Genomic DNA, 24,817 nt, shown 5'->3' with positions numbered 1-24,817 from the left:
AGACTGGAGCCATGACGAAGCATACCCCACCCTTTTCCCCTGAGGTTCGCGAGCGGGCAGTCCGGCTGGCCCGGGAGCATGAGAGCGAGCACGGTTCGCAATGGGCCGCGATCCAGTCGATCGCGGCCAAAATCGGTTGCTCTGGCGAGACGCTGCGCAAGTGGGTCCGCCAGGCCGAGCGCGACCGGGGCGTGCGGGCCGGACCGACGACGGATGAGCGCGAGCGGATCAAGGCGCTAGAGCGGGAGAACCGCGAGCTCCGGCAGGCCAACGAGATCCTGAGAAAGGCATCGGCGTATTTTGCCCAGGCGGAGCTCGACCGCCGGTTCCGGTCATGATCGCCTTCATCGACGATCATCGTGCGCTCTACGGGGTCGAGCCGATCTGCAAGGTTCTGCCGATCGCCCCGTCGACGTACCACGCCCATGCCGCGCGACGAGCCGATCCCGGGAGGCTGCCGGCTCGAGCCAAGCGGGACGCGGCACTCATGGTCGAGATCCGGCGCGTGTACGAGGCGAACTTCCGGGTCTACGGCGTGCGCAAGGTCTGGCGGCAGCTCGCCCGCGAAGGGATCGTTGTGGCGCGCTGCAGGGTGGCCCGGCTGATGCGAACGATGGGCTTGGCTGGCGTCGTCCGGGGGCGGAGGGTTCGCACCACCGTTCCCGATCCGGCGGCGGCCTGCCCGCTCGACCGGGTCAATCGGCAGTTCAGGGCCGAATGCCCGAACCGGCTATGGGTGGCGGATTTTACCTACATCGCCACCTGGGGCGGCTTCGTCTATGCGGCCTTCGTGATCGACGTCTGCGCCCGCCGGATCGTGGGCTGGCGTGTGTCGCGCTCGGCCCGGGCCGACTTCGTGCTCGATGCCTTGGAGCAGGCCCTGCACGAGCGCCGCCCCTTCGCCGGCAGCGGCCTCGTCTGTCACTCGGATCGCGGATCGCAATATGTGAGCATCCGCTACACCGAGCGCCTGGCCGAGGCGGGCGTCGAACCCTCCGTCGGCAGTGTTGGCGACTCGTACGATAACGCTCTCGCCGAGACGGTGATCGGCCTGTTCAAGGCGGAGGTCATCCATCGACGCGGGCCGTGGCGCTCGTTCGAGGCGGTCGAGTTTGCCACGCTCGAATGGGTGGATTGGTTTAATCACCGTCGGCTGCTCGAACCGATCGGCCACATCCCTCCCGCCGAGGCGGAGGCACGCTATTATGCCCAAGCCGAGGTCCAAGCCTTGGCCGCCTGAGCCAAACCAAACGGCCTCCGGAAAACCCGGCGCGGTTCAATCCCGTGCGAGCCGCGCCGTCCGTGCCAGTGCCATCCTCATGCTGCCTCCTGTCGCTCGCGTCGATGTCCACGCGCGGGACCCATGCGACTGCGCCGTTCGGGAATCGCGGCCGTGCCGCGTGCGGGTCACCCGTTCCGCCCGTCTCGCACAAGCTCCAGGGACCGTGCTTAAGCCTTCGTGAAACGGCAAGCGCCGCGCCGGGGCCGCGACGGGGGCTCCCCTCTGCGCTGTCAGGGTTGTCCCGACAGGCCTGCGGTCTTCTCCGACTGCAAGCCCGTGCCTCGCGCCACAGATCTTCGGTGAGCGGGATGGGCACCGCCGCCTGAACGCAGGCAGGGACCGAAGCAGGCGACACCGGCGACCGAAAGGCGGTCACCGATCCCCACCGTCCCGTGGGCACGCCTAACCATCGAGATCGTGCCGCGGCTCAACATCCAGCTGCGGACGGACCTAAGGCCATCAGGGAGCCGAGTTTATGAAACGCCTTTCGATCGCCCTCGCGGCAGTATCCAGCCTCGTTCTGTTCTCGCCGTCGAGCGAGGCGCGGCCGTACGGCCGGGGACATGGCTTCGTCGGCCATCACCACGGCTTCCACGGACATCGAGGGCTGGGCTTCCGGGGCCACCATCGCGGCTACAGGGGTCATTACCGGGGCTTCCGTGGCCATCGTCACGGCTTCCGGGGCCACTATCGCGGATACCGCGGCATCGGCTTTCGTCCAGCGCGCTTCGGCTACGGTCACCACTACGGTCGCTACGGCTACCGTGGCCTGGGCCTCGCCACGGGCCTGGGCTTCGGGCTCGCCGCCGCGGCCGCCCGACCTGCCTATTACGGGGCGTCCTACGGCTACGGCTACCCCTACGCCCCGGTCGGCTACCGCTACGGCTACGGCGTGCGCCGACCCTACTGCGGCTACTGAGCAGCGGGCGGAGAGAGGCGATAGTCGCTCGATACAAGACGAGGCCTCGCTCCGCCACACGAACGAACCCGGCCGGCATCGCTTGGTCCACTGACCTTTAGTGCCGGGCCGTCCACGCATAAATCCGAGGTACAAGCCATGAAGAATGCAATCATCAGCGCCATCGCCGCCAGCGCCATGCTCGCGATGCCCGCCCTCGCACAGGACAAGCAGGCGGCCCAGCCCGCGAACGATCCGGCGAAGCCGATGGCGACCCCGCCGGCCGGCACCGCGATGCCGGCGACCCCGAACGGCGGGGCCATGGCCGCTGGCTCCGGCGGAATGACGATGGCCGACACGGCGACCGCCAAGATCAAGTTCGTCACGGCCAAGCCGGCCGATGTCACGTCCTCGAAGCTCGTGGGCAAGAACCTTTACAACAACAAGAACGAGACCGTCGGCGAGATCGAGGACCTCGTCATCGACAACGGCAAGACGGTGACCGGCGTCATCGTCAGCGTCGGTGGCTTCCTCGGCATGGGCGAGCGCTACGTGCTTGTCGACCCGTCGTCGATCGTCCTCCACCGCACCGGCGGGTCGCTGAAGGCGATGGTCGATGCCGACAAGGACACGATCAAGAACGCGCCCGAGTTCAAGTACGACAAGAAGAACACCTGATCGCCTCTCGGCGAGGGCTCGGGCATCGAGCCCTCGCTCCGGCATGGTCCCACGTGAGCCTCGGTTCGGGTCGGCGGCGGCGCAACGGTCAAGCTCCACGACGACACCGATGTGTCAGGGCGATCCTGACACGTGTCGGTGAAAACGGTGCTTCCGAGCAAATTGCTTGCCTGACAAAAGAACACAGGCGCTACTCGGCATGGCTGAACAGAAGATTCAGGCAGGCTGGAAAGTTCGCGCCCATGCTCATGGACATCATCAAGCTCGGTGCCCGCGCGCGGGTAGTCGGACGGCCGCGGGATGCTTGTCCATATCCTGGCGATTCCCGCGAGCGCCGGGCCTGGTTCGAGGGCTACGACGGTTCCTGCTGGGAAGCGGCGTCTCGCATGCCGCATCCGGCTCGGCTGCTCCCGGACATCGATGCGCCGGGGATGGGGGACGCCGTCGTATCCCAACCGCCGCCGCTGGCCTCGGCCTGATACTCTGAGTGGAACGGCAACGGCAGCCGAGCCAGCTCGGATGCTGCTCTTCCGATACGCCGGACCCGCTGTCGGTGCTTTCCCCGACATGCCCGACGCCACGGCGCCGGATACATCCTCCCCGACAAGCCCGGTCGCCAAGGCGTGACCCGGCCGTGGGTCGGCCAGGCTCCCCGAGACCGGGCGAACGATGGGGAGGTCGAGAAGATGCGACGCAAGTCCCTGGACGCGTTGAGGAACCGTTCCCTAGGTCGGCTCGAACGGGTCGTGACCGTTCTGGTGGAGGCACAGCTCACCCGCGGAGCGGCTCCGCCGGACCTGATCGGCCGGCTGCGTCGCATGGAGCGTACCGTGCGGGATGAGAAGGGCGATCCCCAGACCCTGCAAGTCATCGAGTCGGGACGTCGGCTTCTGGGCGACACGGATGAGCTCGCCCAGCCCGGAAACGCACCTTCGGCGGCGCCGGACGTTTTCCTGGATAAACCGGACCCGCCCCCGGCAGGATGATCTTAGAGAACCGGGTTCCAGCGCCGGTCCGGGGGTCGTGACGCCGACAGGCGTGCAGGTCCTTCATGAGCGGGACGGACAACGCGTCCGACGAGATAACCCTGCACGAGCGAGCGCCATGACCGGACGCAGTTCAGCAACCGGCGCTCGGCCGACCGGTGACCATCTGGGCCGAGGGAGCGGCCGCACCTTCGTCGCCCTCGCCTTCGCGGCCGCCATCCCGGTCCTGCTGCTCAGCGGCTGGGTCGCCACCCTGATGGCGCAGCAGCAGCGCAACCTCACCAGGAATGCCGCCGTCGCCAGTGCGACCCGCGTGGCCGAGCGCGTCGCCTCCGACATCGCCGCGCAGGTCGCGGTCCTGCAGACCGAGGCGGCTTCGGCCAGCCTCGACCGGCCGGACCTCGCCGCCTTCTACTCGGAGGCCGAGCGGCTCCGGCAGGCCCATGCCCTCTGGGAGACCGTCGAACTGTCCAATCCGGATGGCGTGCAGGTCGTCAACCTTCTCCGCACCCTCGACAAGGAACTGGGGCCCACCGCCGACCGCAAGAGCTTCGACGCGGTCGTGAGAACGATGCGTCCCGTGGTGGGCGGCATCGGGCCGGTCGGTTCGATCTCCGGCAAGCGCCTCGTCGCCCTGCGGGTGCCGGTAATCCGGGACGGCAAGCTGCGCTACGTCCTGTCGGTAGGCCTCGCCACCAACGCCGTCAGCTCGATCCTGCGCGACGCAGGCGCTCCGGAGGGTTGGGTCGGAGCCATCGTGGACGCGAACGGCAACACCATCGCGCGCACCCGTGCCGAGGAAGAGGAGCTCGGCCATCCGGCGAACGCCGCCCTTCAGGCCGCGATCCGACGCGCGCCGCAGGGCTTCTACACTGCGTCTACGTTGGAGGGATCGAACGTGGAGGTGGTCTACCGCACGCTGAAGGACACGGGCGGGTGGTCCGTGCATTTTGGCTTGCCGGCCGCCACGCTGAATGGGCCTGTCTCACGCTCCTACCTTGTTCTGGGCGGAGGGAGCCTCGTCAGCATTGGCCTCGGCCTCGCGCTGGTCTGGCTGGTAGGCCGCGACATGGCACAGCGCCGGGCCGGCGAGCAGGCGCGGTTCGCGCTTGCCCTGCGGTCGAGCGAGGAGCAGGGCGCCGTGGCCGTGGAGGCCGCGGAACTCGGGACGCTGCGGTGGGATACCGCGAACGGGCGAGTGACCGGCTCCGCCCGGGCGGCACACCTCCTCGGATGGGACGCATCCGGTTCACATAGCAATGAGAGTGAGGCGGACGCGCGAAAGGTCCTGGACGTGGTCCACGCCGACGACCGGCAGCGGCTTGCCGATGCCCTCCTGCAATGCCTCGCGAGCGGCAGGCCGCTCGACGTCGAGTTCCGGGTCGCCGCCCCGGGGCAGGATGCGCGGTGGGTCCGCATGACCGGCCGCGTGCCGCAGTTGGAGAAGGAGCCCCCCGCAGGCCTGATCTACGGCGTCGTGGCGGACATCGAGCCGCGCAAGCGCGCGGAGGCCGAGCGGCTGGACCTGTTGCGCCGCCTGGGCGAGGCGCAGGAGAACGAGCAGCGTCGGATCGCGCGCGAACTCCACGACCAGGTCGGGCAGACGGTCACCGGCTTGTCGCTTGGGCTCAAGAGCCTCGAACGCCTCCTCACAGGCGGCGTGGCCGATCAAGCCGGCCGCCACGTACAATGGCTGCAGTCGCTGGCCGGCGAGATCGGGCGCGACATCCACCGTGCCGCCGTCGACCTCCGTCCCACGGCCCTCGACGACGTCGGTCTGAGCGAGGCTCTCGCCACCCTGTTGCGCCAATGGACCTTGCGCCACGACATCCGGTCGGACTTCCAGGTCCTGGGCGAGACCGTCCGCCTCCCGGCGGCGGTCGAGACGGCCATCTACCGCATCGTGCAGGAGGCGCTCACCAACGTCCTCAAGCACGCCCGGGCCTCGACGGTCAGCGTGTCCTTGGAGCAGCGTGCGGAGGAGGTGCGGGTCATCATCGAGGATGACGGCGTGGGCTTCGACGGCGAGGCTGAGCCCACGCCGGCCGCCAAGCCGCGGCTGGGGCTCTCAGGCATCCGCGAGCGCTTGTCCCTGCTGCGGGGAAGCCTCACGCTTGAGACATCGCCGGGCTCCGGGACCACGCTGTTCGTCCGCGTGCCGTACCCTCAGCAACTCGCATGAAGATGAAGGAACGCTCCATGGACCGCATCCGCGTCTTCCTCGCCGACGACCACCCCATCGTCCTCGCCGGCATCCGGACGCTCCTGAACGCCGATCCCGAGATCGAGCTCGCCGGCGAGGCGACGAATGGCGGCGAGGCCCTTCCCTTGATCCGTACCCTCGTCCCCGACGTCGCGGTGCTCGACGTCTCCATGCCGGGCCTCAACGGCCTCGAACTGACGCAGCGGGTCGCCGCCGAATGCCCGGCGACCCGGGTGCTGGTGCTGACGGTCCACGAGGATGCCGCCTACGTCCAGCCCCTGCTGAAGGCCGGTGCGCGCGGCTACCTCCTCAAGCGCTCGGCGGCTGACGACCTGCTCCGAGCGGTCCGCGCCGTCGCGGCAGGCGGGGTCTATCTCGACCCATCGGTCGCCGGCCAGGCCCTGGCCGACCCGTCTGCATCGGCCGGCGGGGCTGGACCGGGCGAGGATGGCGAGGCCTTGAGCCCCCGGGAGACGGAGACCCTGCGCCTGATCGCGCAGGGCTTCAGCAACAAGGAGATCGCGCGGCGCATCGACGTCAGCGTGAAGTCCGTCGAGACGTACAAGGCGCGGGCGGCCGAGAAGCTGGGCCTGCGGACGAGGGCGGAGATCATCCGCTACGGTGCCGCGCACGGCTGGCTCGACGCGCTCACGCTGCGATGATGCCTACGAATGCCATCCCGTCGCCCGAGGGCGGCAGGTCGATGCGCGGAACGTCCGCGCGTCGTGCGTGAGGAACGGATGCCGGACGAGGACCCATGCAGGACAGCGTCGCACCCCTCGTCCGCGAGGCCACGGTACTCGACGACATCGCCGACGCCCTGGTCCGACACGCGACAGTGCATGGGTGCGCGGGCGACCGGGCCGTCGCCTGCAGGCTGCGGCGCATGGGTCGGGAGCTGCGCATCAAGGCGATGCTCCGGCGCGGCCACGCTGCGGCGATCCTGGGACATGAGTTGCCGGCGGCCGGTGTGCGGTAGCTGGTCGACGGCCCTGTGAGCCCGCGACAGCCGAGCACGGTTTCATTGCAGTAGGCCGGAAGGATCCCGCAGGCTCCGCACCGGATCCGAAGCGCGACCACGCCGATGTTGTTGTTCCCCCGGGCACCTGCACACCCTCGCGCCCGAGACGGACGTCGCGGTGCTGACGGCCGGTGGCTTCCGGGATAGCGAATTCTTCTTCGCGGCCTTCACGTGACGCGGCTGGACTGGATGGGCCTGAGCGTCGGGGGCTAGGGAAAGCCGGCATCCGGCCCATAGCGGTCGACGGCCTGGGAGAGCTCCGCGCACAGGCAGGAGAGAAGCTTCCCGCGAGAAATCGAAGCGTGGGCTTGCGGGCAGGCTCCCGAACCTTCCCGGGCAAGCCTTTCTCCGTCCGCCTAGGGATCCTTCGAGGCGCGGGTTGTCCCCGTCAGGGATAGATGCGATAGGCCCAGTAGGGTGTGCGGTCCGTCAGTCGGACCGGCAGGTCGAGCGCTGGTCGGGCCGCCAGCGCTGGAGCCCCGTGCCCGTGTCGTCGCAATCCCATGCCATTTCGCGACGTCGCCGCCCCGTGTCGGCGCTTCGCGAAATCCTCGTCAGCGAAGCAGGCGGCGGCCTCGTCCTCATGGCGAGCGCCGCGCTGGCGCTCGCCGTCGCCAACTCCCAATTGTCGGACACCTACTTCGCCGCACTCAAGTTCCACATAGGGCCGCTCTCGGTCCTGCACTGGATCAACGACGCCCTGATGGCGGTGTTCTTCCTGCTCGTCGGGCTGGAGATCAAGCGCGAGGTGCTCGACGGACGCCTGCGCACTTGGCCCGACCGGATCCTGCCGGGGCTCGCCGCGCTGGGCGGCATGGCCGCGCCGGCCTTCGTCTACGCCGCCGTGAACTGGAACTCCCCCGAGACGCTGCGGGGCTGGGCCATCCCGGCCGCCACCGACATCGCCTTTGCCCTCGGCGTGCTGGCGCTGCTCGGCTCGCGCGTGCCGGTTTCCCTCAAGATCTTCCTGACGGCGCTCGCCATCATCGACGACCTTGGCGCCGTGATGATCATCGCGCTATTCTACACCGCCGACCTGTCGCTCCCGATGCTGGGCGGAGCCGCGGCGACGCTCGCCGTGCTCTACGGGCTCAACAAGGCCGGCGTGGCGCGGCTGTGGCCCTACCTCACCCTCGGCATCATCCTCTGGGTGTTCGTCCTCGCCTCGGGCATCCACGCGACCATCGCCGGCGTGCTGCTGGCCCTGACCATCCCGCTGCGCCTCAGCGTCGGCAAGCCGGACGATCCGACCTCGCCCCTGCACATCCTGGAGCACGCGGTCCATCCCTGGTCGGCCTACCTGATCCTGCCGGTCTTCGGCTTCGCCAACGCCGGCGTGTCGCTCGCGGGGATCACGCCGCGGATGCTCCTCGACCCGGTGACGCTCGGCGTGGCGCTGGGCCTGTTCGTGGGCAAGCAGGTCGGCGTGTTCGGCCTCGTCATCGCCGCCGTGCGGCTCGGGCTGGCGCAGCGCCCGGCCCATGCCGGGTGGTGGCAGGTCTACGGCGTCTCGCTCCTGTGCGGCGTCGGCTTCACCATGAGCCTGTTCATCGGCCTGCTCGCCTTCGCGAACGCGCCCGAGCTTGAGGCCGAGACCAAGGTCGGCGTGCTGATGGGCTCGCTAGCCTGCATGGTCGCCGGGGCACTGGTGCTGCGGTTCGCCCCGGCCCGCCCGTTCCCGCGCTGAGCCGGGACCAGGCCGTTCGACTGGGCCGCCAATACCACCCGACATCCCCGAACCAGGTGAAGCATCATGCCTCGTCAGTTCCCGCGGCGTCGTCCCGGCGCCATCGAGGGCCGTCTGTCCGATCTCATCCTCGCCCTCACCGGGGTCCTGCTCCTCGGGATGGGGATGCTGATGCTGCTGTCCTGGCTGTCGGGGGATGCCGAGGGCGCGATGGCCGGATACGGCATCACCCGGGATTCCTGAGATCCGACCCCTTCCGGCCCGACGACCGATGACGAAATTCACCGCGACGCTGCGCGAACTCTACGAGGAGGACACCGGGCGCGCGCGCCGCTTCCGCTACGCCATGCTCGTGTTCGACGTAGCGACCATCGCCTTCGTGGTCGTCACCTCGTTCCTGCTGCTGAGTCCCTGGATCGTCGCCTGCGACGTGGCGGTTGGCCTGTGCGTGCTCCTCGACTTCGCCGTCCGCCTGCTCGTCAGCCGCGCACCGCTGCGCGACTTCGGTCACCTCAGCACCTGGACGGACCTCGTGGCGGTGGCCTCGTTCCTCGCACCCCTGCTGGTGGAGGGGGTCGGCTTCCTGCGCATCCTGCGGACGCTGCGCATGCTGCGCACCTACCACCTGTTGGAGCGGCTGCGGCAGGACAGCAGGCTGTTCCGCCGCAACGAGGACGCGATCCTGGCCGCGACCAATCTCGTGGTCTTCGTGTTCACAATGACCGGCATCGTCTACGCCACGCAGCACGACCACAACCCGGCTATCCAGACGCCGGTCGACGCCCTGTACTTCACGGTCACGTCGCTTACGACCACGGGCTACGGCGACATCACCTTGCCGGGGCCGAGCGGCCGGTTGCTGTCGGTCTTCGTGATGATCTGCGGCGTGACGCTGTTCTTCCGCCTCGCGCAGGTGGTGTTCCGCCCCTACAAGGTGCGCTTACCCTGCACCGCCTGCGGTCTGCAGCGCCACGAGCCGGACGCCGTTCACTGCAAGGCGTGCGGCAACCTCCTGAACATCCCCGACGAAGGAGTGTGCTAACCGACGAGGGCGACGTCGCGGAAGCGCCGGCAACGGTCCCGAAGAGCCGCGAGATCCCCCCTTCTGGGTGGGCGGCGGCATCCCGGTGACGCTCGTTCCATTGCTGTCCGAAACTGAGGTTCAGCCCACCATTCTTGGCGGTCATGGAGATCTCGGCTGCCGCTCGACCGAAGCGTTTCGCGCATGCCGCCGCCTGCATCATGCTCGGCGCCGTCCTGTACCGCCCGTCCGTGATGGTCGACGTGGGGCGGCTTCCCACCGGGGGAAGATCGAGGACCGCATCGAAGTCTCCACACGGTCCCCGACGTCGTACGCAGCCAACGCGGAACCGGATGCGCGGAACGTCCGGGATGGGCGGATGTTTCTGGACCTCCGACCGCTGCGGGCATCCGGCCCTTGTCCCCTGCCGGTCCAACCGCCCCGATCTTCGGCCGTACCGGTGCCGGACTGCATCCGAGGCCCTTCAGGAACCTGGTCCCTATGAAGCTCTCGCTTACCCTCGCCGCCGCCGTCGCAGCGTCCCTGCTCGGACAACCGGCGGTCGCCGGGGCCGCCACCGCCCCCATCGAGGCACTCTCCGCCGGTACCCTGCCGACCAGCTACGTCCAGTTCAGGCGCTTCGGGCATCGGCACCACGGCTTCCGCCGGGGTCATGGCTTCCGACGCGGTTACGGCTACCGTCGGGGCTACGGCTATCGCCGCGGACCGGGCGTCGGCGCGGCCGTCGGTGCAGGCGTGGCGGGCCTTGCCGCGGGCGCCATCATCGGGGGCGCCATCGCCAACTCCCAGGCCCAGGCGGCACAGGGCGCGGCGAACTCCGAGGCCGTGGCCGCTTGCGCCCGCCGGTTCCGGTCCTACGACGCGTCGAGCGGAACATACCTCGGCAACGACGGCGACCGGCACACCTGTCCGTAGGCTGGCGACGCTCGCGGGCCGCTTCCGGGTCCGCGGGCATTCCCCACCGCGTCGATGCCCCCCTGGCCGTCGCGCCGGTCCGCTCCACCCCGGTGAACGGGACGATCAACCAATGTCGAAATACAGGGTCTACGGACCGGAGGGGCGACCCGCGGCACTGGAGCGGCGCCGCCTACGCAAGATGGCGCGGTCGGCCCACGGGTACGTCCGCGGCAACACGCGGCACTTCTATCGATGGCTCGACGAGATGCCCGATCTCGTCTTGCCCGAGACGCAGCCGATCTGGATTTGCGGCGATTGCCACGTGGAAAACCTCGGTGCCCTTGCAGGCTGCGGCGGCGAGGTCGCGGTCCAGATCCGCGACTTCGACCAGACTGTCGTCGGCCATCCCGGCCACGACCTGCTCCGGCTCTGCCTGTCGCTGGCCTCCGCCGCCCGATCCTCGGACCTGCCCGGCACGGTGACCGCGCAGATGGTCGAGGCGGTCGTCCGAAACTATGCCCTCGCCCTCGCCCGGGGGCGCCGCGACGAAATACCGACGGCGCCCAAGCTGATCGAGGCGACCCAGCGCTGCGCCTTCGACCGCACCTGGAAGCACCTCGCCAAGGACCGCCTCAAGCATCGCCGGCCGACCATTGACCATGGGAAGAAGTTCTGGCCGCTCGCTCCCGAGGAACATGCATCCATCGTCGCCATGTTCGCACAGCCGGCGATGCGCGACCTCGTCCTCAAGCTCCATCGGCGCGGTTCCGAGGCGGAGATCGAGGTCGTCGATGCGGCCTACTGGGTGAAGGGGTGCAGTTCCCTCGAACTGCTGCGCTACGCGGCCATCATCGGAATTCATGACGGCTCAGGGGAACCGCGCTACGCCCTGTTCGACATCAAGGAGGCCGAGGCTTCGGTGGCGCCGGCGGCGAGACCGGATGCGATGCCGAACGACCCGGCCGAGCGTGTGGTGGCCGGTGCACGGGCGCTTTCTCCGATCCTTGGAGAGCGCATGGCGGCCGGCCGGATCATGGACCGCCCGGTCTTCGTCCGCGAGTTGCTGCCCCAGGACCTCAAGATCGAGGTCGACCAGTTCGCCTCCAAGCCCGCCGTGGCGGTCGCTGGCTATCTCGCCTACGTCGTGGGCGACAGCCACGCCAACCTCATGGGGGCCGAGACGCGTAAGACGTGGCGTAAGGAGGTCCGCCGCCGGGGCACCCGGGAGGTCGATGCGCCAGATTGGCTATGGAACGGCCTCGTGGCGATGGTCGGACGCCACGAGGCGGGATACCTCGACCATTGCTGCGGGCATGATCTCGTCTACCGACACTGATGGCGGTCCCAGAGACCCGGGAGCCGTGCCCTCACGGGAGGTACAGCATGACCCGTCTCGCTCTCGCCCTGACCATTTGCCCGGCCCCCATTGCCGCGGTTCGAGGCCGGCTTAAACGAATCCACCCTGCTCGTGCATGGCCACGAATTGTGCGTGGCGCTGACGAAGGTCGTCCAAGTCGTGGGAATCGGCCACGTCCCGCTCGGCTGCCGCTTGGACGAGGTCGGCGTGACGGCGCAACTCCCTCAGGCGCGTCGTGAGGCGCTCGACCTCGGCGACGCGCGTCAGCACATCGAGCATCCGTCCGAGGACGAGCACCGACCCGGCGGAGTTCTGCCGGATCATGTGGAACATGGCGTCGCACAGTCCGTCATAATCGGTCACGGGATGGACGAGGACGGCGCGCCCTTCGCGTACGACCGCGCCCGTCGGGAGGTGGCGCGGGGCGATCCTGCACAGGGCGTCGCCGAGATGGTCCACGACACTGCCGGCCGTGAACGGGTCGTTGATCCCGGGCGACAGGGCACGGACGGCGATCTCGACCAGTTGCCGGATTGAGTATTCGATATCCTGGAGCGAGGCGGGTCGGCGCCCGAGGGTGACAGCGTTCGTGATAGCCTCGTCGGCGCCGTCGACGCCCGCCGACAGGAACGCGATGGGGAAGCCGCGTGGCACGTAGTCGCCGGGGCGAACCCGCAGGGCAACGGTGACGCCGCGCTCCTCCGCCCAATCGGCCAGGGTGTCCGCATCGATGGCCTGCAGATAACCGCCCCCGGTGGTAGCAACGGCGCTGCCGGTCGGCTCGTTGGAAGGCCTCGCCGCATCCGCCGCGTCGAGGGTACGGGCCTCGATGGCCTTAAAGAGATCTTGCTGGACGGCGTCGACCACGGTCTCGATGTTGATGCTCGTGGCGATGTGGTGGACGAACCAGACCAGGGTCCCGACCGCGACCAGCGCCAGGACGAGCGCGCCGGTGATGGCGAGGTGAGGGACGAACGGATCTTCGTCGACGGTACGGACCGTCCGGAGGACCATCAAGGAATAGGCGAAAGTCCCGAGAAAAATGCCGAGCACCGTTTGGTTTCGGGCATCGCGGATGAAGTTGCGCAGGAGCCGCGGGCCCATCTGGCCGGAGGCCAGGGTCAGGGCCGCGATGGTGATGGAGAAGGTCGTGCCGGCGACCCCGATGTTGGAGGAGGCGATGGCGCTGAGGAGGCCACGGGCTCCCTCAGCGCCGCCCGAGTAGCCCCAGTTCGTGTTCGGGGAGGATGCGTCGTAGCCGGCGACGTGGGCCGTCTCCAGCCAGACACCGAACTGGGCCAGCAGGACGCAGCCGAGCACGATCAGGGCCGGACGCAGCCAGAACAGGTCGCCGAGGATCTCGACCCAGGCTTGCAGCCGCGCCTTCACGCCCGGTCCTCCGCACGGCGGCTGACGGCATCATCCTCCCGCAGCACGCGCCAGCGGGCTCGCGGTGGGCCCTTCCCGGCGGGCCAGCCCTCGCGCTGGCTCGTCCTGTCGCCGTCTGTCTCCTCGGTCTGGTCGTGAAACAGCACCTGGCTTGTCGGGTACGGCAGGTCGATGCCGGCCTCGGTCAGGGCCTCCTTCACGTTCGAGATGGCGTGGTCGAGCGCATCGACCGCGTCGCGCCGCCGGGGCGGATCGATCCAGAACCGCGCCGTCATGTCGACGCCGGCCGCGCCGAGACCGGTCACCAGCGCCTCCGGTGGTGGATCAGCGAGAACGCCTTCCGTACCGCGCAAAGCCTCGACGATGACGCGGCGCGCCTCCCTCATGTCGTCGCCGTTGCCGATGGTCAGCGGAAAGGCGAGGCGGCGCTTGTCATGGGCGGTGATGACGGTGATCTTGTCGACGAACAGGGTGGCGTTCGGGATCAGCACCCGCTGGTTGTCGTAGGTGCGCAGCACGGTGGCGCGCACCCAAACATCCTCCACCGTGCCCTCGTGCGAGCCCGCCCGGATCTGGTCGCCGATGACGAAGGGCCGGGTGAGCAGGATGAGAATGCCCGCGAGCAGGTTCTGCAGCACGTCCCGGAAGGCGAAGCCGATGGCCACGCCGCCGATGCCCAGCAGGTTAAACAGGTCGGCCGCCGAAACCGAGGGGAAGGCCACCGAGGCCGCCACCAGGAACGAGACCAGGATGGTGACGCCCCCGGCGATGCGCCCCAGCACTGAGGCCGAGCCCGGAGATGCGTCGCGCAGTTCCGCGGCCCGGCGCACGGCGGCGCGGACGCCCCGGGCGACGAGCAGGCCGAGGCCGAACAGGACGAGGGCGATGGCGAGCCCGGGTAGGAGGGCCGCCGCTGAGCGACCGAGCCCTTCCAGGCGACCGAGCGCTTCCGTGAAGATCATGCGTGACACCGATACATGAGAAAGCCGCCAGGTGGCTGGGAGGCCACCCGGCGGCGCTTGATCAACGGCCCGAGGGCACACAGCCCTCGGGATGCAGGCGAGGCCGCGTCAGCGGCGCGGACCGCCGGTCGTGCCGCCGTACTGCTGCCCGCGGGCGCCGCGCGACGGCATGGCCGCGTTGCCGCGGCTGGCCGAGCCCTGCCGCATCCGGTGGCGCCGGTGCATGCGCACCTGGACCAGATCGGCGTTGGCCGGGGCCGTGACGCCGGAGGCGGTCATCGGCAGTGCCGAGGACGGCAGGGTCGAGGCGCCGAGGCCGAGGCCGGCCAGCAGCGCAGAGGCGAGAATGGTGTGCTTCATGATGGTATCTCCTTCGTCGTGCGGGATCAGCTCTTCTTCTTGGAGTAGGTGAACTTCGGCGCGTTCTTCAGCGTGTCCTTGTCGGTGTCAGCGTGGACCGCCCACTTGCCGTCCTTGTCGCTGATGGACAGCGTCGACGGGTCGAGCACCACGTAGCTCTCGCCCATGCCGAGGAAACCGCCGACGCTGACGACGACACCGGTCACGGTCTTGCCGTTCTCGATCACGAGGTCCTCGACCTCGCCGACGTTCTCGTTCTTGTTGTTGTAGACGGTGGTGCCAACGAGCTTGGACGACATGACGTCGGCAGGCTTCACGGTCACGTACTTGAGCTTCACCGTGGCGGTGTCGGCCATCTTCATCCCCATGTCGGAGGATGCGGGCATCGCGGTGCCGGGAGCCGTGGTCGTGGGCGTCGTCTGGGCGAGCGCCGGGACCGAGAGGCAGGCGAGCGCGAGGGCGACGGTGATCGTGCGATAGGACAAGTATGTCTCCGAGGTGGGGCTTCGTGGGTGCAGCGCGGATCGCCCGTCAAAGGGGCCAGGCTCTCGCCCTCCCAGGCTGCACGATTCGGAACCCTAACGCCCGCGTTCAGGAAACGTTCAGAAAAACCGGCCCGGCAAAAGTGCTGTTGACAGTTTGCGTGTATGAATGGGTTGAGAAAAGGCCACGTCTAAAGATCGCCGCTTATAGAGCCGCACTGCGCTTGCATAGTCGCAGATGAGAGCCGGCCTAAATCCTCGTCTTATGATGGGAATTTCATGAATTTATCGTAATAATTATTTTGAAACTCTGTCCCTGTCCGGCCCGTATTGACGGCACGAGCCTCGATGATCGAGCCTTGATAACGTCGACAGGACTTTTTGATGATGCGGACCACACTGACCGCCGCCCTTCTCGCCTCCGGCCTGGCCTTCGCGGCGCCGGCCTTCGCCGAGACAGCCCCCATGGTCGGCGGCGCCCCGATGATGGCCGACAAGACCATCGTCGAGAACGCCTCGAAGGCCAGCAATCTCACGACCCTGGTCGCCGCCGTGAAGGCCGCCGGGCTCGCCGACACGCTCAGCGGCAAGGGCCCGTTCACGGTGTTCGCGCCGACGAACGCGGCCTTCAAGAAGCTGCCGGCCGGAACGGTCGACTCGCTCCTGAAGCCCGACATGAAGAAGACGCTGACGGCCGTGCTCACCTACCACGTCGTGCCGGGCAAGCTCGACGCCAAGGAGTTGATGGCCAAGGCGAAGATGGGCGGTGAAGCCGCGAACCTGAAGACCGTCGAGGGCCAGGTGCTGACCGTGAAGATGGACGGCGACCGGCTGGCGCTGATCGACCAGAAGGGCGGGGGCGCCTTCGTCGAGCAGGCGGACGTCAACCAGTCGAACGGCGTCGTGCACGTCATCGACAGCGTCCTGATGCCGAAGTAACCCGACACCTCCGCCAGCCTGCACCCAAGCAACGGGGCGGGCTGGCCCCGGCGACGACGGGCGGGACCGGCGGACCCGCCGCCCCGGACGCCGTCGCCGGTCGGCGCCGTAGGGCACCGGACAGGAACCAAGGGGGCGGTGAAAGCTTCAGATCAGGACCCTTGATGCTAATGCATCCGACAGGACGGTCCCTATGGATACCTCCGATCCCTCCCGGTGCGCCTCCGGTCGCGTCGCCATACGCATCGCCGGATCCTGCCTGCTCGTCGTAGGCATGTCGCTCGCCGGTCCCGCGGCCGCGCAATCCGCCGCCAGCTCAATCGACCAGCCGACGCCCGGAACTCTGCCCCCCGGAACGTCGACGGTCAAAGGCGCCGGGAACGCGCGTCACGAGGGCAACGGCCAGGTCGCGCCGCCGAGCGCGATCCAGTCCTCGACCGACGTCATGCAGTCCGATGGCTCGGTACAGGGCAAGGGCCAAGGCGGCAGGAAGGACCCGATCAAGCACCTGCCCAAGGACATGCGTTGACCGCCGGCTGATCGCATCGTTCGAGGGCTTCCCCGTTCGGAATCCCGCAAGTCGAGACCCATCCCTCCGGGGAACACTCCTGGAGGTCACCTACGATGTTCTTCGACACCTGGTCCGGCCTGTTCAGGGTCATCGTCGTCGGGCCACTGGCCTACGTCGCCCTCATCCTGTTCCTCAGGATCTCGGGCAAGCGTACCCTGACCAAGCTGAACGCCTTCGACCTCGTCGTGACCGTGGCACTCGGCTCGACGCTGTCCTCCATCGTCCTGACCAAGTCGGTGGCGCTGCTGGAAGGGGTCCTCGCGCTGGCGACCCTCATCGGACTGCAGTACCTGATCACCTGGTCAAGCGTACGCTCGGCGCGGGTCAGGTCGCTGGTCAAGGCCGAGCCGACGTTGCTCGCTCATAGGGGAGACTTGATCGAGGGTGCGATGCGTCGCCAGCGCCTGACGCGGGACGACGTGCTCTCGGCCCTACGCTCGGAGGGACTGGATGACCTTTCGCAGGCGGCTGCCGTCGTGCTTGAGACCGATGGCTCGATCAGCGTGCTCAAGTCGCTATCCGAGCGCGCCGACGGTTTGACCGGGGTCCCGTCGCCCGTCGTCGGCCGACCGATGCCTGTCGGCTGATGAGGTCCCTCGTTCGCTACGCGCTCGTCCTCGTCGCTCTGGCCCTTTCGGCCGCGAGCCTCGTTCCGCTGGTCCCGACCGAATGGTGGGCGGTGCGGCTGCTCGATTTCCCGCGCCTGCCGCTCTCCTTCGCGTTGGCCGCGGTCTGTTTCGCCCTGGTCCCCTTTTTCCGGCAAAACCCCGGGACGACCGCGACGGCGCTCGCCCTGATCGCCTGCGCGCTCGTGGTCGATCTCTGGATCCTGTGGCCATACCTGCCCGGGTCGACGCAACGGATCGAGGCTTGCCCGGTCGAGCGCAAGCTCTCGGTGCTGGTCGCGAACGTGCAGTTGGGCAACCGGAACGCCCGACCGCTGGTCGAGGCCGTCGAGCGTGAGCAGCCCGACTTGTTCCTGGCGATGGAGACGGATGCGTGGTGGGACGAGGCCCTGACGCCGTTGCGCGCCTCGATGCCCCACGGCCTGCAGCGCATCACGGGATCGTACTACGGCATCCACCTCCTCTCGCGCCTACCCCTGGTGAACGGTGAGGTACGCTACCTCGCCGGTCAGGACACGCCGGCCGTGGTGACCGGCGTCACCCTGCGCAGCGGTGAGGTGGTCGACTTCGTAGGCCTCCACCCGAGGCCGCCGCAGCCCTGGCAGTCGGCCCGCGGGCGCGACGCCCAGCTCTACGCGGCGGCGGTCGTGCTGCGTGAACGTGTTGAGCCGGGCATCATCGCCGGCGACCTCAACGCCACTCCCTGGGAGACCGCGGTCGAGCGCATGATGAGGCTGTCCGGGCTGATCGACCCCCGCCGAGACCGCGGCTACGTTGCCACTTGGAACGCCCATTCGTCCCTGTGGCGGTGGCCGCTCGACCATGTCTTCCACGAAGGGGGCTTCAAGACGGTGTCGGTCGAGCGCCTCGACGCCTTCGGCTCGGACCACTTCCCCTATCTCGTGCGCCTCTGCCGCCGGTCCGGCGAAGGCCCGGCGGCGGAGTTGTCGCGGGAGGGCGGCGACGTCGCCGCGGCCAACGCCGTGCTCTCCGCGGCAGGCGCGACCGAACGCGTGAAACCGCGTTGAGCCATCTCATCGGAAAGCCCCCCGCGCCCTCCCGCGGCCTGGGCGGGGGAAGCCCGTGATCTCCATCTTCGACCTTGCCGCGCTCCTGCTGACCCTGTCGGCGACCTTCGGTTTCCTCAACCGTCGCTTCCTGCGGATGCCGCACACCATCGGCCTGCTCGTGATGGGACTGCTGGCATCGCTGGCGCTCGTCCTCGTCGACCTCGCCTTCCCGAGGCAGCATCTCTACCAGGACCTCACGCGGGTGCTCGATCAGGTCGATTTCACCGCCGTCGTGATGAACGGCATGCTGGCCTTCCTGTTGTTCGCCGGCGCTATGAGCCTCGACCTTCGCCTGCTGCGCGACCGAGCCTTGTCGGTGGCGACCCTGTCTCTCCTCGGGACCCTGATCTCGACGGCGCTGGTCGGCGGTGCCTTCTGGGCCATGGCGCAGGTCCTCGGCAGTCCAGTGCCATTCGCCTGGGCGCTGGTATTCGGGGCGCTCATCAGTCCGACCGATCCGGTCGCGGTCCTGGCCACGCTCAAGAACGTGAACGTGCCCGAAGCCCTCGAAATCGAGATGCAGGGCGAGGCCCTGTTCAACGACGGCATCGGCATCGTGCTGTTCACCGTCCTCGTCGCCTACGCCGCGGGGTCGGGCGGCGAGGCGACCAGCGCCGGCGGGATCGCGGCCCTGCTCCTGCACGAGGCCGGCGGCGGCTTGGTCCTGGGGGTGGTGACGGGCTACCTCGCCTACCGCGCGATGCGCGCCATCGACGACTTCCCGGTCGAGGTGCTGATTACCCTGGCCCTCGTCACCGGCACCTACGCGCTCGCCCAGAAGCTCGGGGCCAGCGGCCCGCTGGCCGTGGTCGCGGCCGGGCTGCTGATAGGCGAGCGCGCCCCGCGCTACGCGATGAGCGACAACACCCAGAAATACGTCTCGGCGCTCTGGACTTTGATCGACGAGGTGCTGAACTCGGTCCTCTTCCTGCTGATCGGACTGGAGGTCCTCGTCCTGCGCTTTCAGGTCGCCGGGCTGACGCTGGCCGCCTGCGCCGTTCCCATCGTGCTGGTCGCCCGCCTCGTCGCGGTGTCGGCCCCGGTCCTGCTGTTCCGATGGGGCGGCAACCTCTGCCTCGGCAACGTGCCGTTCCTGACCTGGGCGGGGGTACGGGGCGGCATCTCCGTGGCGCTGGCTCTCTCGATCCCGGAGAGCGACGCCAAGCCTGCGATCCTGGCGGCAACCTACGCGGTGGTGCTGTTCACCATCGTCGTACAGGGCTCCACATTGAGCATGGTGGCACGCCGGACGCTCAAGGAACTGCCAGAGCAGGAGCCCGCCTGACGACGTCGGCGCCGAGTTGCCTTACCCCTGCCAGCCCGCCTTTCAGGAGCAGCACCCATGAAACGGGACGGCTCGACCACCGTCGTCTACGCCGCGCTCGGGGGCAACCTCGCCATCGCCGTGACCAAGTTCGGCGCCGCGCTCTACACCGGGTCGAGCGCTATGTTCACCGAGGCCCTGCACTCGCTCGTCGACACGGTCGACCAGGGCCTGCTGCTTTACGGCATGCACCGGGCGAAGCGACCGCCGGACGAAGCCCACCCGTTCGGCTACGGCCTCGAACTGTACTTCTGGTCCTTCGTCGTCGCCCTGTTGATCTTCAGCCTCGGCGGCGCTTTCGCCATTTATCAGGGCGTCGAGAAGATCCGGCACCCCGAGCCGATCCAGGACGCCTGGGTGAACTTCACCGTGCTTGGGCTAGCAGTCCTGTTCGAGGGCTACTCCTTCGGCGTGGCGTGGCGGGAGATGCGCCGGCGGCACGCCGACGTCGGGATGTGGTCCGCGCTTCGCCGGTCCAAGGACCCGAGCACCTTCACCGTCATCCTGGAGGACGGCGCGGCCCTGATCGGCCTGGGCGTCGCCGCCATCGGCGTCGCGGTGTCCGTAGGGCTTGACGAGCCCCGTGCGGACGGCGTGGCCTCCTTCGCCATCGGCGTGCTGCTCGTCGGCGTCGCGGTGGTGCTCGCCCGTGAGACGCGCAGCCTGCTCATCGGCGAGGGCGCCTCGGCGGCGTTCCTGGCCCGGGCCCGCGACTGCGTCGGCCGGGACGAGCGGATCGCTTGCATCCAGGACGTGCGCAGCCTGCAGATCGGGACCAACAGCGTGGTCCTGGCGATGGTCCTGTCATTCCGCGACGGGACCACCGCCGAGGAGCGGGACGACGCCTTCGACACGGCGTACGGACGTCTGAAATCGGCCCTACCCAGCCTCACCTACGTGTACCTGATGCCGTCCCGGGGCGGGCCGTGAGGGAATCGTGCGTACCGCCCGGTCGGGCAATTCTCGCGGTCATCCGCCACGCGGCGCTGGCGGCGAACGAACACGGCATCGGCTTCATGGCGGCGGGCGTTGCGTTCTGGAGCGCGCTGGCCCTGTTCCCCGCCGTGGCCCTGCTGGTCTGGCTCGCGCACCAGCTCCTCGGGGTCGCTGACATACGCGATGCCGTCCTCATGGTGACCGACGTCATGCCCGAAAGCGCCGGGGACATCGTCGCGCGGGCACTCCGGGCGGCGTCCGACACTGGTCCGGCGGACCGTGGTGCCGATCTCGCTAGGCCAGTCGGGCCGGCATTCGGGCTCGTCGTCAGTCTGTGGAGCGTCATTGTGGCAATGCAGGCGCTGTTCCACGCGCTCGACATGACATTCGAGACGGAACGGCGGCGGTCCTGGTTGCGCCTGACGGCGGTGAGCTTGGCGTTCTCCATTGGGGCGCTGGCAGTCATGGCCTGCGCGCTGGCAGCGACGATCGCCATGACGCATGCACTCGCACCTTTCGATGGCACGTTGCCCGGGGCATTGGTGCGCTGGTCGACGGCCTTCGTCACCTTCCTCCTGACGGTCGCGACCTTGTACCGGGTCGCCCCGTCCGGCGGTCGGAAGGGCTTGCCGTTCTTAACCGTGGGCGGCGTGGCTGCGGCCGCCGCCCTCGTGGCGGAGTGCAGCCTGTTCTCCTGGGTGGTCGGCCACTTCTCCACGCTCGACGTCACCTACGGGTCGCTCAGCACGGTGGCGGCTTTCCTTCTCTGGCTATGGGTGTCCGTCGTCATCGTCCTGGCGGGGGCGGAACTCGACGTGGCCATCCATCGCGAGACAGGTCGGTACGGAGCTGTCAGTCCGGAGTGACGGGATAGCTCTGACGGCTCGATGGACCGTGCCTCGACTCCCTCGGCCCCGCCCGGCGACGATTACCTTTATCGCGTCATGCCAGCCCAGGGGTTGTGGAAGGTGAGGGCCGAAGCCAGCGGTGCCGACGATAACCCTATCCGACCAACCAGTAACTAGGCCGGCGCTTCGACGACGGATGTCCCGCCACGGCCGGTTGCCTATAGGGGCCGGCGAAGCGGGGGTGGAAACCTGCGCTCTACCCGCGCAAGCTAAACGCACTTTTCCACGAGTTCGCCGAGGCTGGACTCGATGGCCGGCTCGGCTACGACAGCGCGGCCGACCTCGCTAAGCGCTACCCGGCGTTCTTCTGGGGCAGGGTCCAGCCGGTGATCGGCGATGCGGCCCATTTCCTCGACCTGACTGAGGGAGGGCGTGTCTGGATGGCCAACCTCTATGCCCACGTGTTCGCCGCCGAGCACGGCCGCCGTCGAATGGGTTCATATCGCGGCTGAGTGCGAGAAGGCGACGGTCGCACACCACGCACATACCCGTCCGGCAGCGGCGAGGGAACCTGCCGCGGCCGCATAACGAACGGCGGGCAAGGCCGCACATCATATACCTCCCTGTGGCTCCTGCGTATTCGGCCTATCCGGACCTTTTCCGAGGATGGCGGCAACCTCGATCCTGGAGCACTTTCTTCCCTCGTAGTTAGGACCATTAACGGCAAAGTCTTTCCGAAAGCAGCGGCCCCGGAAATTTCGCTAATTACGGGATGAAGGCGTCGAGGGTCTGTGTCGTCGTTCTTTCACAACACGGCCGACGAATGACGCCGGCTTGCGACACCTCATCCGCTGACGAAACCGTCCCAGGCGCAGCAAGTTGACCAGTTTGCGGTATCCCTCGGCGCGTTCAGGCCAGGGCTCACATCCGTGATGTCGGGGACGTGGGGGATGCCGGTGCGGAACGACGAACACGGCCCGGGCAGTATCGCCCCCGGGTTGCTCCAGGCGGCGGTCGAGGCGTCCGGCGAGGCCATCCTGATCACCTCGGCCGAGCTCGACGAGCCGGGCCCCCGCATCGAGTACGCCAATCCCGCCTTCACCGACATGACCGGCTACGAGTTAGCGGAGGTCCTGGGACGCTCGCCACGTTTCCTGCAGGGACCGAGGACTGACCGCGCCGTGCTCGACCGGCTCCGCGCGTCGCTCCAGGCCGGCGAGCCCGCGCGGGGCGAGGCGGTCAACTACCGCAAGGACGGTTCGACCTACATGGTCGAGTGGCTCATCACGCCGGTGCGCTGCGGCGACGGCCAGATCACGCATTGGGTCTCGGCCCAGCGTAACGTCACCGACCGCCGTGGCTTCGAGAATCGCCAATCCCTGATGGTTCGCGAGCTCCATCATCGGGTGAAAAACACTCTCGCGACGGTCCAGGCCGTACTGAACGCGACCCTACGCTCGTCCGTCACGATGGACGAGTTCTCAAGCGCCTTCGGCGGCCGCATCATGTCGCTGGCCCGGACGCACTCACTGATCACCGAGGACCAAGCGCAGGTTGCATCGTTTGAGGGGCTCCTGCGGGCCGAGCTCGACCCCTACGCCGACGGCGGGCGGATCTCACTCCGAGGACCGCCCCTGCTTCTTCCTTCCGACCTCGCCGTGCCTGTCAGCATGGCGCTGCACGAACTCACCACCAACGCCCTCCGGCACGGTGCCCTGGCGCATCCAGACGGGAGGGTCAAGGTAACCTGGGCGGCCGAGGTCGAGGAGACGGGTCCCTGGCTGGCCTGGACGTGGAACGAGCATGACGGGCCGCCGCCGACCCTGCCGACCCGCGAGGGTTTCGGCACCCGGCTCCTCAAGAAAATCCTGACCGCACAGGTCGCGGCCGAGGTCGACATCAGGTTCGATGCCGACGGATTGCGCATCCATGTCAGGGTCCCGCTCGGACGCGGCTGAAGGACTTCCAGTCGGCACGATGCCGCGATCGACGCTTCCCGCGCGGGGCCGACCGCTACTTGCACTGAGCCGCTGGTTCGGCATGAAGCGTTAAAGAGGCGACCGTATCGCGGTCGCGCCTCGTGGGCGTTGGGTCGGCGTTCCGGGTCGACAATCCGCCCGTGTCCCGCGGTTCAGGGGACAAATCCGGCGATGTGGGTGCGCAGTCGCCAGTTCCCCGGCCGCATCGTCGATGTGAGCAACTCAAAAATCTTCTCAAACCCGGTCTACGACGACACCAGCGACTTCCCGTTCACCCAGGAAACTATTGCCGCCCCTGCTTCCAGGCCGCCGAGTTTCCGCGCCTCAGGTCTTCGGGACCTCCATGCCGCGTCGGACGGCAGGCCGCTCGCCGACCCGGGCCAACCACGCATGTACGTTCGGGACGTCGCCGAGCGTGCCAGCGAGTGGTTCCTTCAGGAACGACGTGGCCGCCACGGTCCAGGCGTAGCAGGCGATGTCGGCGATGGAGTAGTCCGCGCCCGCGAGGTAGGCCTCCTCGCCGAGCCGCTTGTCCATGACGTGCAGCAGGCGGTCGGCCTCGTCGGTGAACCGCTTGATCGCGAGCGGCGCCTTCTCGTCGGAGCGTACCGCGAAGAAGCCGAGCTGGCCCAGCATCGGACCCAGCCCGCCCATCTGCCAGTGCAGCCACTCCAGGGCCTTATAGCGGGCAGGCCCAGAGGGTGCGAGGAAGTGCCCGGTCTTCTCGGCGAGATACGTAAGGATCGCCCCGCTCTCAAAGACGGATAAGGGACCGCCCTCCGCCTCGTTGTCGACGATGGCCGGGATCTTGTTGTTGGGCGAGACCTTCAGGAAGTCGGGGGCGAACTGCTCGTCCTTTCCGATGTTCACCGGCAGCACCGTGTAGGGTAGCCCGCACTCCTCAAGCATGATCGGGATCTTGCGACCGTTCGGGGTCGACCAAGTATAAAGCGTGATCATGCGCGTGCCTTTCGCTTTGCGGCCTCCGGCGGTCCCGGTCCCTATCGAAGGGTCGCGGATTCGCCGGGCTTCAGATGGGGGTCGCCACCGTCGGGGCCTCCGAGGGACACGTGATCGTTCAGGCGTCCCAGGTGCTCGAACACGTGCTCGAAGGCATCGGTCACGGCGCGCTCGAAGGAGCCGTCGCCCTTGCCCTGTGCGTCCTTGAGGGCCGCCAACAGCGCTCGGTGCTTCTCGGTATCCGCCGACATCGTCTAATTCCTCCCTACCGGTTGCAGGCCCGGCTCTGGGAGCCAATTTTCCTGGGGCAAGGCGGTTCC

General features: G+C 68.3%; 27 protein-coding genes and 1 other annotated feature. Of the genes, 21 read left to right on the top strand and 6 right to left on the bottom strand.

Annotated elements, in window-relative coordinates:
- Nucleotides 1-11: 11 nt before the first annotated feature.
- From P9K36_RS18710 to P9K36_RS18650, 13 genes are all read left to right on the top strand, one after another.
- A protein-coding gene (locus P9K36_RS18710; RefSeq protein ID WP_278305710.1) for an IS3 family transposase occupies nt 12-1,240 on the top strand; the annotation gives its coding sequence in 2 pieces (ribosomal slippage) (nt 12-300 and nt 300-1,240; 1,230 coding nt in all).
- Nucleotides 293-409 (top strand) — a sequence feature (AL1L pseudoknot). It overlaps the preceding gene by 117 nt.
- A gap of 517 nt (nt 1,241-1,757) precedes the next feature.
- Entirely contained in the window at nt 1,758-2,201 is a 444-nt protein-coding gene (locus P9K36_RS18705; RefSeq protein ID WP_172685421.1) for a hypothetical protein, read from the top strand.
- 138 nt (nt 2,202-2,339) lie between these two features.
- Complete coding sequence (locus P9K36_RS18700) at nt 2,340-2,858, top strand: PRC-barrel domain-containing protein (RefSeq protein ID WP_172685420.1); 519 nt, start codon at nt 2,340-2,342, stop codon at nt 2,856-2,858.
- A 242-nt stretch (nt 2,859-3,100) separates the two neighbouring features.
- Entirely contained in the window at nt 3,101-3,337 is a 237-nt protein-coding gene (locus tag P9K36_RS18695; protein WP_244619851.1) for an Rmf/CrpP family protein, read from the top strand.
- A gap of 207 nt (nt 3,338-3,544) precedes the next feature.
- Nucleotides 3,545-3,844 carry a hypothetical protein gene (locus P9K36_RS18690; protein ID WP_278305709.1) on the top strand — a complete coding sequence of 100 codons (300 nt, stop codon included), beginning with the start codon at nt 3,545-3,547 and terminating at the stop codon, nt 3,842-3,844.
- A 118-nt stretch (nt 3,845-3,962) separates the two neighbouring features.
- On the top strand, nt 3,963-6,026 hold the full coding sequence (locus P9K36_RS18685; protein WP_278305708.1) for an ATP-binding protein: 2,064 nt from the start codon (nt 3,963-3,965) through the stop codon (nt 6,024-6,026).
- Nucleotides 6,027-6,043: 17 nt separating this feature from the next.
- Nucleotides 6,044-6,709 (top strand): response regulator transcription factor, encoded by a 666-nt coding sequence (locus P9K36_RS18680; protein ID WP_278305707.1) that lies wholly within the window; start codon nt 6,044-6,046, stop codon nt 6,707-6,709.
- 95 nt (nt 6,710-6,804) lie between these two features.
- Complete coding sequence (locus P9K36_RS18675) at nt 6,805-7,026, top strand: hypothetical protein (RefSeq protein WP_053611008.1); 222 nt, start codon at nt 6,805-6,807, stop codon at nt 7,024-7,026.
- A gap of 529 nt (nt 7,027-7,555) precedes the next feature.
- Nucleotides 7,556-8,755 carry a Na+/H+ antiporter NhaA gene (gene nhaA, locus P9K36_RS18670; RefSeq protein WP_278305706.1) on the top strand — a complete coding sequence of 400 codons (1,200 nt, stop codon included), beginning with the start codon at nt 7,556-7,558 and terminating at the stop codon, nt 8,753-8,755.
- A gap of 66 nt (nt 8,756-8,821) precedes the next feature.
- Nucleotides 8,822-8,998 carry a hypothetical protein gene (locus P9K36_RS18665; protein WP_278305705.1) on the top strand — a complete coding sequence of 59 codons (177 nt, stop codon included), beginning with the start codon at nt 8,822-8,824 and terminating at the stop codon, nt 8,996-8,998.
- A gap of 28 nt (nt 8,999-9,026) precedes the next feature.
- On the top strand, nt 9,027-9,797 hold the full coding sequence (locus tag P9K36_RS18660) for a potassium channel family protein (RefSeq protein WP_278305704.1): 771 nt from the start codon (nt 9,027-9,029) through the stop codon (nt 9,795-9,797).
- A 480-nt stretch (nt 9,798-10,277) separates the two neighbouring features.
- Nucleotides 10,278-10,712, top strand: coding sequence for a BA14K family protein (locus P9K36_RS18655; protein WP_172685415.1), 435 nt, complete (start codon nt 10,278-10,280; stop codon nt 10,710-10,712).
- Nucleotides 10,713-10,824: 112 nt separating this feature from the next.
- Nucleotides 10,825-12,030: a DUF2252 family protein gene (locus tag P9K36_RS18650; RefSeq protein WP_172685414.1), complete on the top strand. Its 1,206-nt coding sequence runs from the start codon at nt 10,825-10,827 to the stop codon at nt 12,028-12,030.
- Nucleotides 12,031-12,141: 111 nt separating this feature from the next.
- Here the strand turns inward: P9K36_RS18650 and P9K36_RS18645 are convergent, their stop codons facing one another.
- From P9K36_RS18645 to P9K36_RS18630, 4 genes are all read right to left on the bottom strand, one after another.
- A complete protein-coding gene (locus tag P9K36_RS18645) occupies nt 12,142-13,440 on the bottom strand; it encodes a DUF2254 domain-containing protein (protein ID WP_278305703.1) in 1,299 nt (432 codons plus the stop codon).
- Complete coding sequence (locus tag P9K36_RS18640) at nt 13,437-14,402, bottom strand: mechanosensitive ion channel family protein (protein ID WP_172685412.1); 966 nt, start codon at nt 14,400-14,402, stop codon at nt 13,437-13,439. Before P9K36_RS18640 ends, P9K36_RS18645 begins: the two co-directional genes overlap by 4 nt.
- Before the next feature lie 108 nt (nt 14,403-14,510).
- Nucleotides 14,511-14,762, bottom strand: coding sequence for a hypothetical protein (locus P9K36_RS18635; protein ID WP_172685411.1), 252 nt, complete (start codon nt 14,760-14,762; stop codon nt 14,511-14,513).
- A 26-nt stretch (nt 14,763-14,788) separates the two neighbouring features.
- On the bottom strand, nt 14,789-15,247 hold the full coding sequence (locus tag P9K36_RS18630; RefSeq protein WP_244619850.1) for a PRC-barrel domain-containing protein: 459 nt from the start codon (nt 15,245-15,247) through the stop codon (nt 14,789-14,791).
- Between the two features lie 381 nt (nt 15,248-15,628).
- Between P9K36_RS18630 and P9K36_RS18625 the strand changes: the two genes are divergently transcribed.
- From P9K36_RS18625 to P9K36_RS18590, 8 genes are all read left to right on the top strand, one after another.
- On the top strand, nt 15,629-16,183 hold the full coding sequence (locus P9K36_RS18625) for a fasciclin domain-containing protein (protein WP_244537393.1): 555 nt from the start codon (nt 15,629-15,631) through the stop codon (nt 16,181-16,183).
- A gap of 193 nt (nt 16,184-16,376) precedes the next feature.
- Entirely contained in the window at nt 16,377-16,712 is a 336-nt protein-coding gene (locus P9K36_RS18620; protein ID WP_278305702.1) for a hypothetical protein, read from the top strand.
- Between the two features lie 95 nt (nt 16,713-16,807).
- Nucleotides 16,808-17,341, top strand: a complete 534-nt coding sequence (locus tag P9K36_RS18615; RefSeq protein ID WP_172685410.1) for a YetF domain-containing protein — start codon at nt 16,808-16,810, stop codon at nt 17,339-17,341.
- Nucleotides 17,341-18,408 (top strand): endonuclease/exonuclease/phosphatase family protein, encoded by a 1,068-nt coding sequence (locus P9K36_RS18610; protein ID WP_278305701.1) that lies wholly within the window; start codon nt 17,341-17,343, stop codon nt 18,406-18,408. The genes P9K36_RS18615 and P9K36_RS18610 overlap by 1 nt, the downstream gene beginning before the upstream one ends.
- A gap of 55 nt (nt 18,409-18,463) precedes the next feature.
- Complete coding sequence (locus P9K36_RS18605; protein ID WP_172685408.1) at nt 18,464-19,735, top strand: sodium:proton antiporter; 1,272 nt, start codon at nt 18,464-18,466, stop codon at nt 19,733-19,735.
- Between the two features lie 57 nt (nt 19,736-19,792).
- On the top strand, nt 19,793-20,704 hold the full coding sequence (locus P9K36_RS18600; RefSeq protein WP_172685407.1) for a cation diffusion facilitator family transporter: 912 nt from the start codon (nt 19,793-19,795) through the stop codon (nt 20,702-20,704).
- Nucleotides 20,701-21,576 (top strand): YihY/virulence factor BrkB family protein, encoded by an 876-nt coding sequence (locus P9K36_RS18595; RefSeq protein WP_172685406.1) that lies wholly within the window; start codon nt 20,701-20,703, stop codon nt 21,574-21,576. The genes P9K36_RS18600 and P9K36_RS18595 overlap by 4 nt, the downstream gene beginning before the upstream one ends.
- Before the next feature lie 938 nt (nt 21,577-22,514).
- A complete protein-coding gene (locus P9K36_RS18590; protein ID WP_278305700.1) occupies nt 22,515-23,516 on the top strand; it encodes an HWE histidine kinase domain-containing protein in 1,002 nt (333 codons plus the stop codon).
- 345 nt (nt 23,517-23,861) lie between these two features.
- On the opposite strand, the gene P9K36_RS18585 is transcribed toward P9K36_RS18590, so the two are convergent.
- Nucleotides 23,862-24,497, bottom strand: coding sequence for a glutathione S-transferase N-terminal domain-containing protein (locus P9K36_RS18585; protein ID WP_172685405.1), 636 nt, complete (start codon nt 24,495-24,497; stop codon nt 23,862-23,864).
- Between the two features lie 41 nt (nt 24,498-24,538).
- Nucleotides 24,539-24,748, bottom strand: coding sequence for a hypothetical protein (locus P9K36_RS18580; RefSeq protein WP_092045644.1), 210 nt, complete (start codon nt 24,746-24,748; stop codon nt 24,539-24,541).
- Between the last annotated feature and the right edge of the window lie 69 nt (nt 24,749-24,817).

It is taken from the genome of Methylobacterium sp. 391_Methyba4 (assembly GCF_029691625.1).
Taxonomy (GTDB): Bacteria; Pseudomonadota; Alphaproteobacteria; order Rhizobiales; family Beijerinckiaceae; genus Methylobacterium; species Methylobacterium fujisawaense.
The sequence above is the reverse complement of the archived record's forward strand: the minus strand, read 5'-3'. Positions and strand labels throughout refer to the sequence as shown.

Bases quoted from the DNA above. Each gene is read 5' to 3' on its own strand.
- P9K36_RS18705 (WP_172685421.1), top strand. From the start codon at position 1,758: ATGAAACGCCTTTCGATCGCCCTCGCGGCAGTATCCAGCCTCGTTCTG.
- P9K36_RS18700 (WP_172685420.1), top strand. From the start codon at position 2,340: ATGAAGAATGCAATCATCAGCGCCATCGCCGCCAGCGCCATGCTCGCG.
- P9K36_RS18695 (WP_244619851.1), top strand. From the start codon at position 3,101: ATGCTCATGGACATCATCAAGCTCGGTGCCCGCGCGCGGGTAGTCGGA.
- P9K36_RS18690 (WP_278305709.1), top strand. From the start codon at position 3,545: ATGCGACGCAAGTCCCTGGACGCGTTGAGGAACCGTTCCCTAGGTCGG.
- P9K36_RS18685 (WP_278305708.1), top strand. From the start codon at position 3,963: ATGACCGGACGCAGTTCAGCAACCGGCGCTCGGCCGACCGGTGACCAT.
- P9K36_RS18680 (WP_278305707.1), top strand. From the start codon at position 6,044: ATGGACCGCATCCGCGTCTTCCTCGCCGACGACCACCCCATCGTCCTC.
- P9K36_RS18675 (WP_053611008.1), top strand. From the start codon at position 6,805: ATGCAGGACAGCGTCGCACCCCTCGTCCGCGAGGCCACGGTACTCGAC.
- P9K36_RS18665 (WP_278305705.1), top strand. From the start codon at position 8,822: ATGCCTCGTCAGTTCCCGCGGCGTCGTCCCGGCGCCATCGAGGGCCGT.
- P9K36_RS18660 (WP_278305704.1), top strand. From the start codon at position 9,027: ATGACGAAATTCACCGCGACGCTGCGCGAACTCTACGAGGAGGACACC.
- P9K36_RS18655 (WP_172685415.1), top strand. From the start codon at position 10,278: ATGAAGCTCTCGCTTACCCTCGCCGCCGCCGTCGCAGCGTCCCTGCTC.
- P9K36_RS18650 (WP_172685414.1), top strand. From the start codon at position 10,825: ATGTCGAAATACAGGGTCTACGGACCGGAGGGGCGACCCGCGGCACTG.
- P9K36_RS18640 (WP_172685412.1), bottom strand. From the start codon at position 14,402: ATGATCTTCACGGAAGCGCTCGGTCGCCTGGAAGGGCTCGGTCGCTCA.
- P9K36_RS18635 (WP_172685411.1), bottom strand. From the start codon at position 14,762: ATGAAGCACACCATTCTCGCCTCTGCGCTGCTGGCCGGCCTCGGCCTC.
- P9K36_RS18625 (WP_244537393.1), top strand. From the start codon at position 15,629: ATGATGCGGACCACACTGACCGCCGCCCTTCTCGCCTCCGGCCTGGCC.
- P9K36_RS18620 (WP_278305702.1), top strand. From the start codon at position 16,377: ATGGATACCTCCGATCCCTCCCGGTGCGCCTCCGGTCGCGTCGCCATA.
- P9K36_RS18615 (WP_172685410.1), top strand. From the start codon at position 16,808: ATGTTCTTCGACACCTGGTCCGGCCTGTTCAGGGTCATCGTCGTCGGG.
- P9K36_RS18610 (WP_278305701.1), top strand. From the start codon at position 17,341: ATGAGGTCCCTCGTTCGCTACGCGCTCGTCCTCGTCGCTCTGGCCCTT.
- P9K36_RS18600 (WP_172685407.1), top strand. From the start codon at position 19,793: ATGAAACGGGACGGCTCGACCACCGTCGTCTACGCCGCGCTCGGGGGC.
- P9K36_RS18585 (WP_172685405.1), bottom strand. From the start codon at position 24,497: ATGATCACGCTTTATACTTGGTCGACCCCGAACGGTCGCAAGATCCCG.
- P9K36_RS18580 (WP_092045644.1), bottom strand. From the start codon at position 24,748: ATGTCGGCGGATACCGAGAAGCACCGAGCGCTGTTGGCGGCCCTCAAG.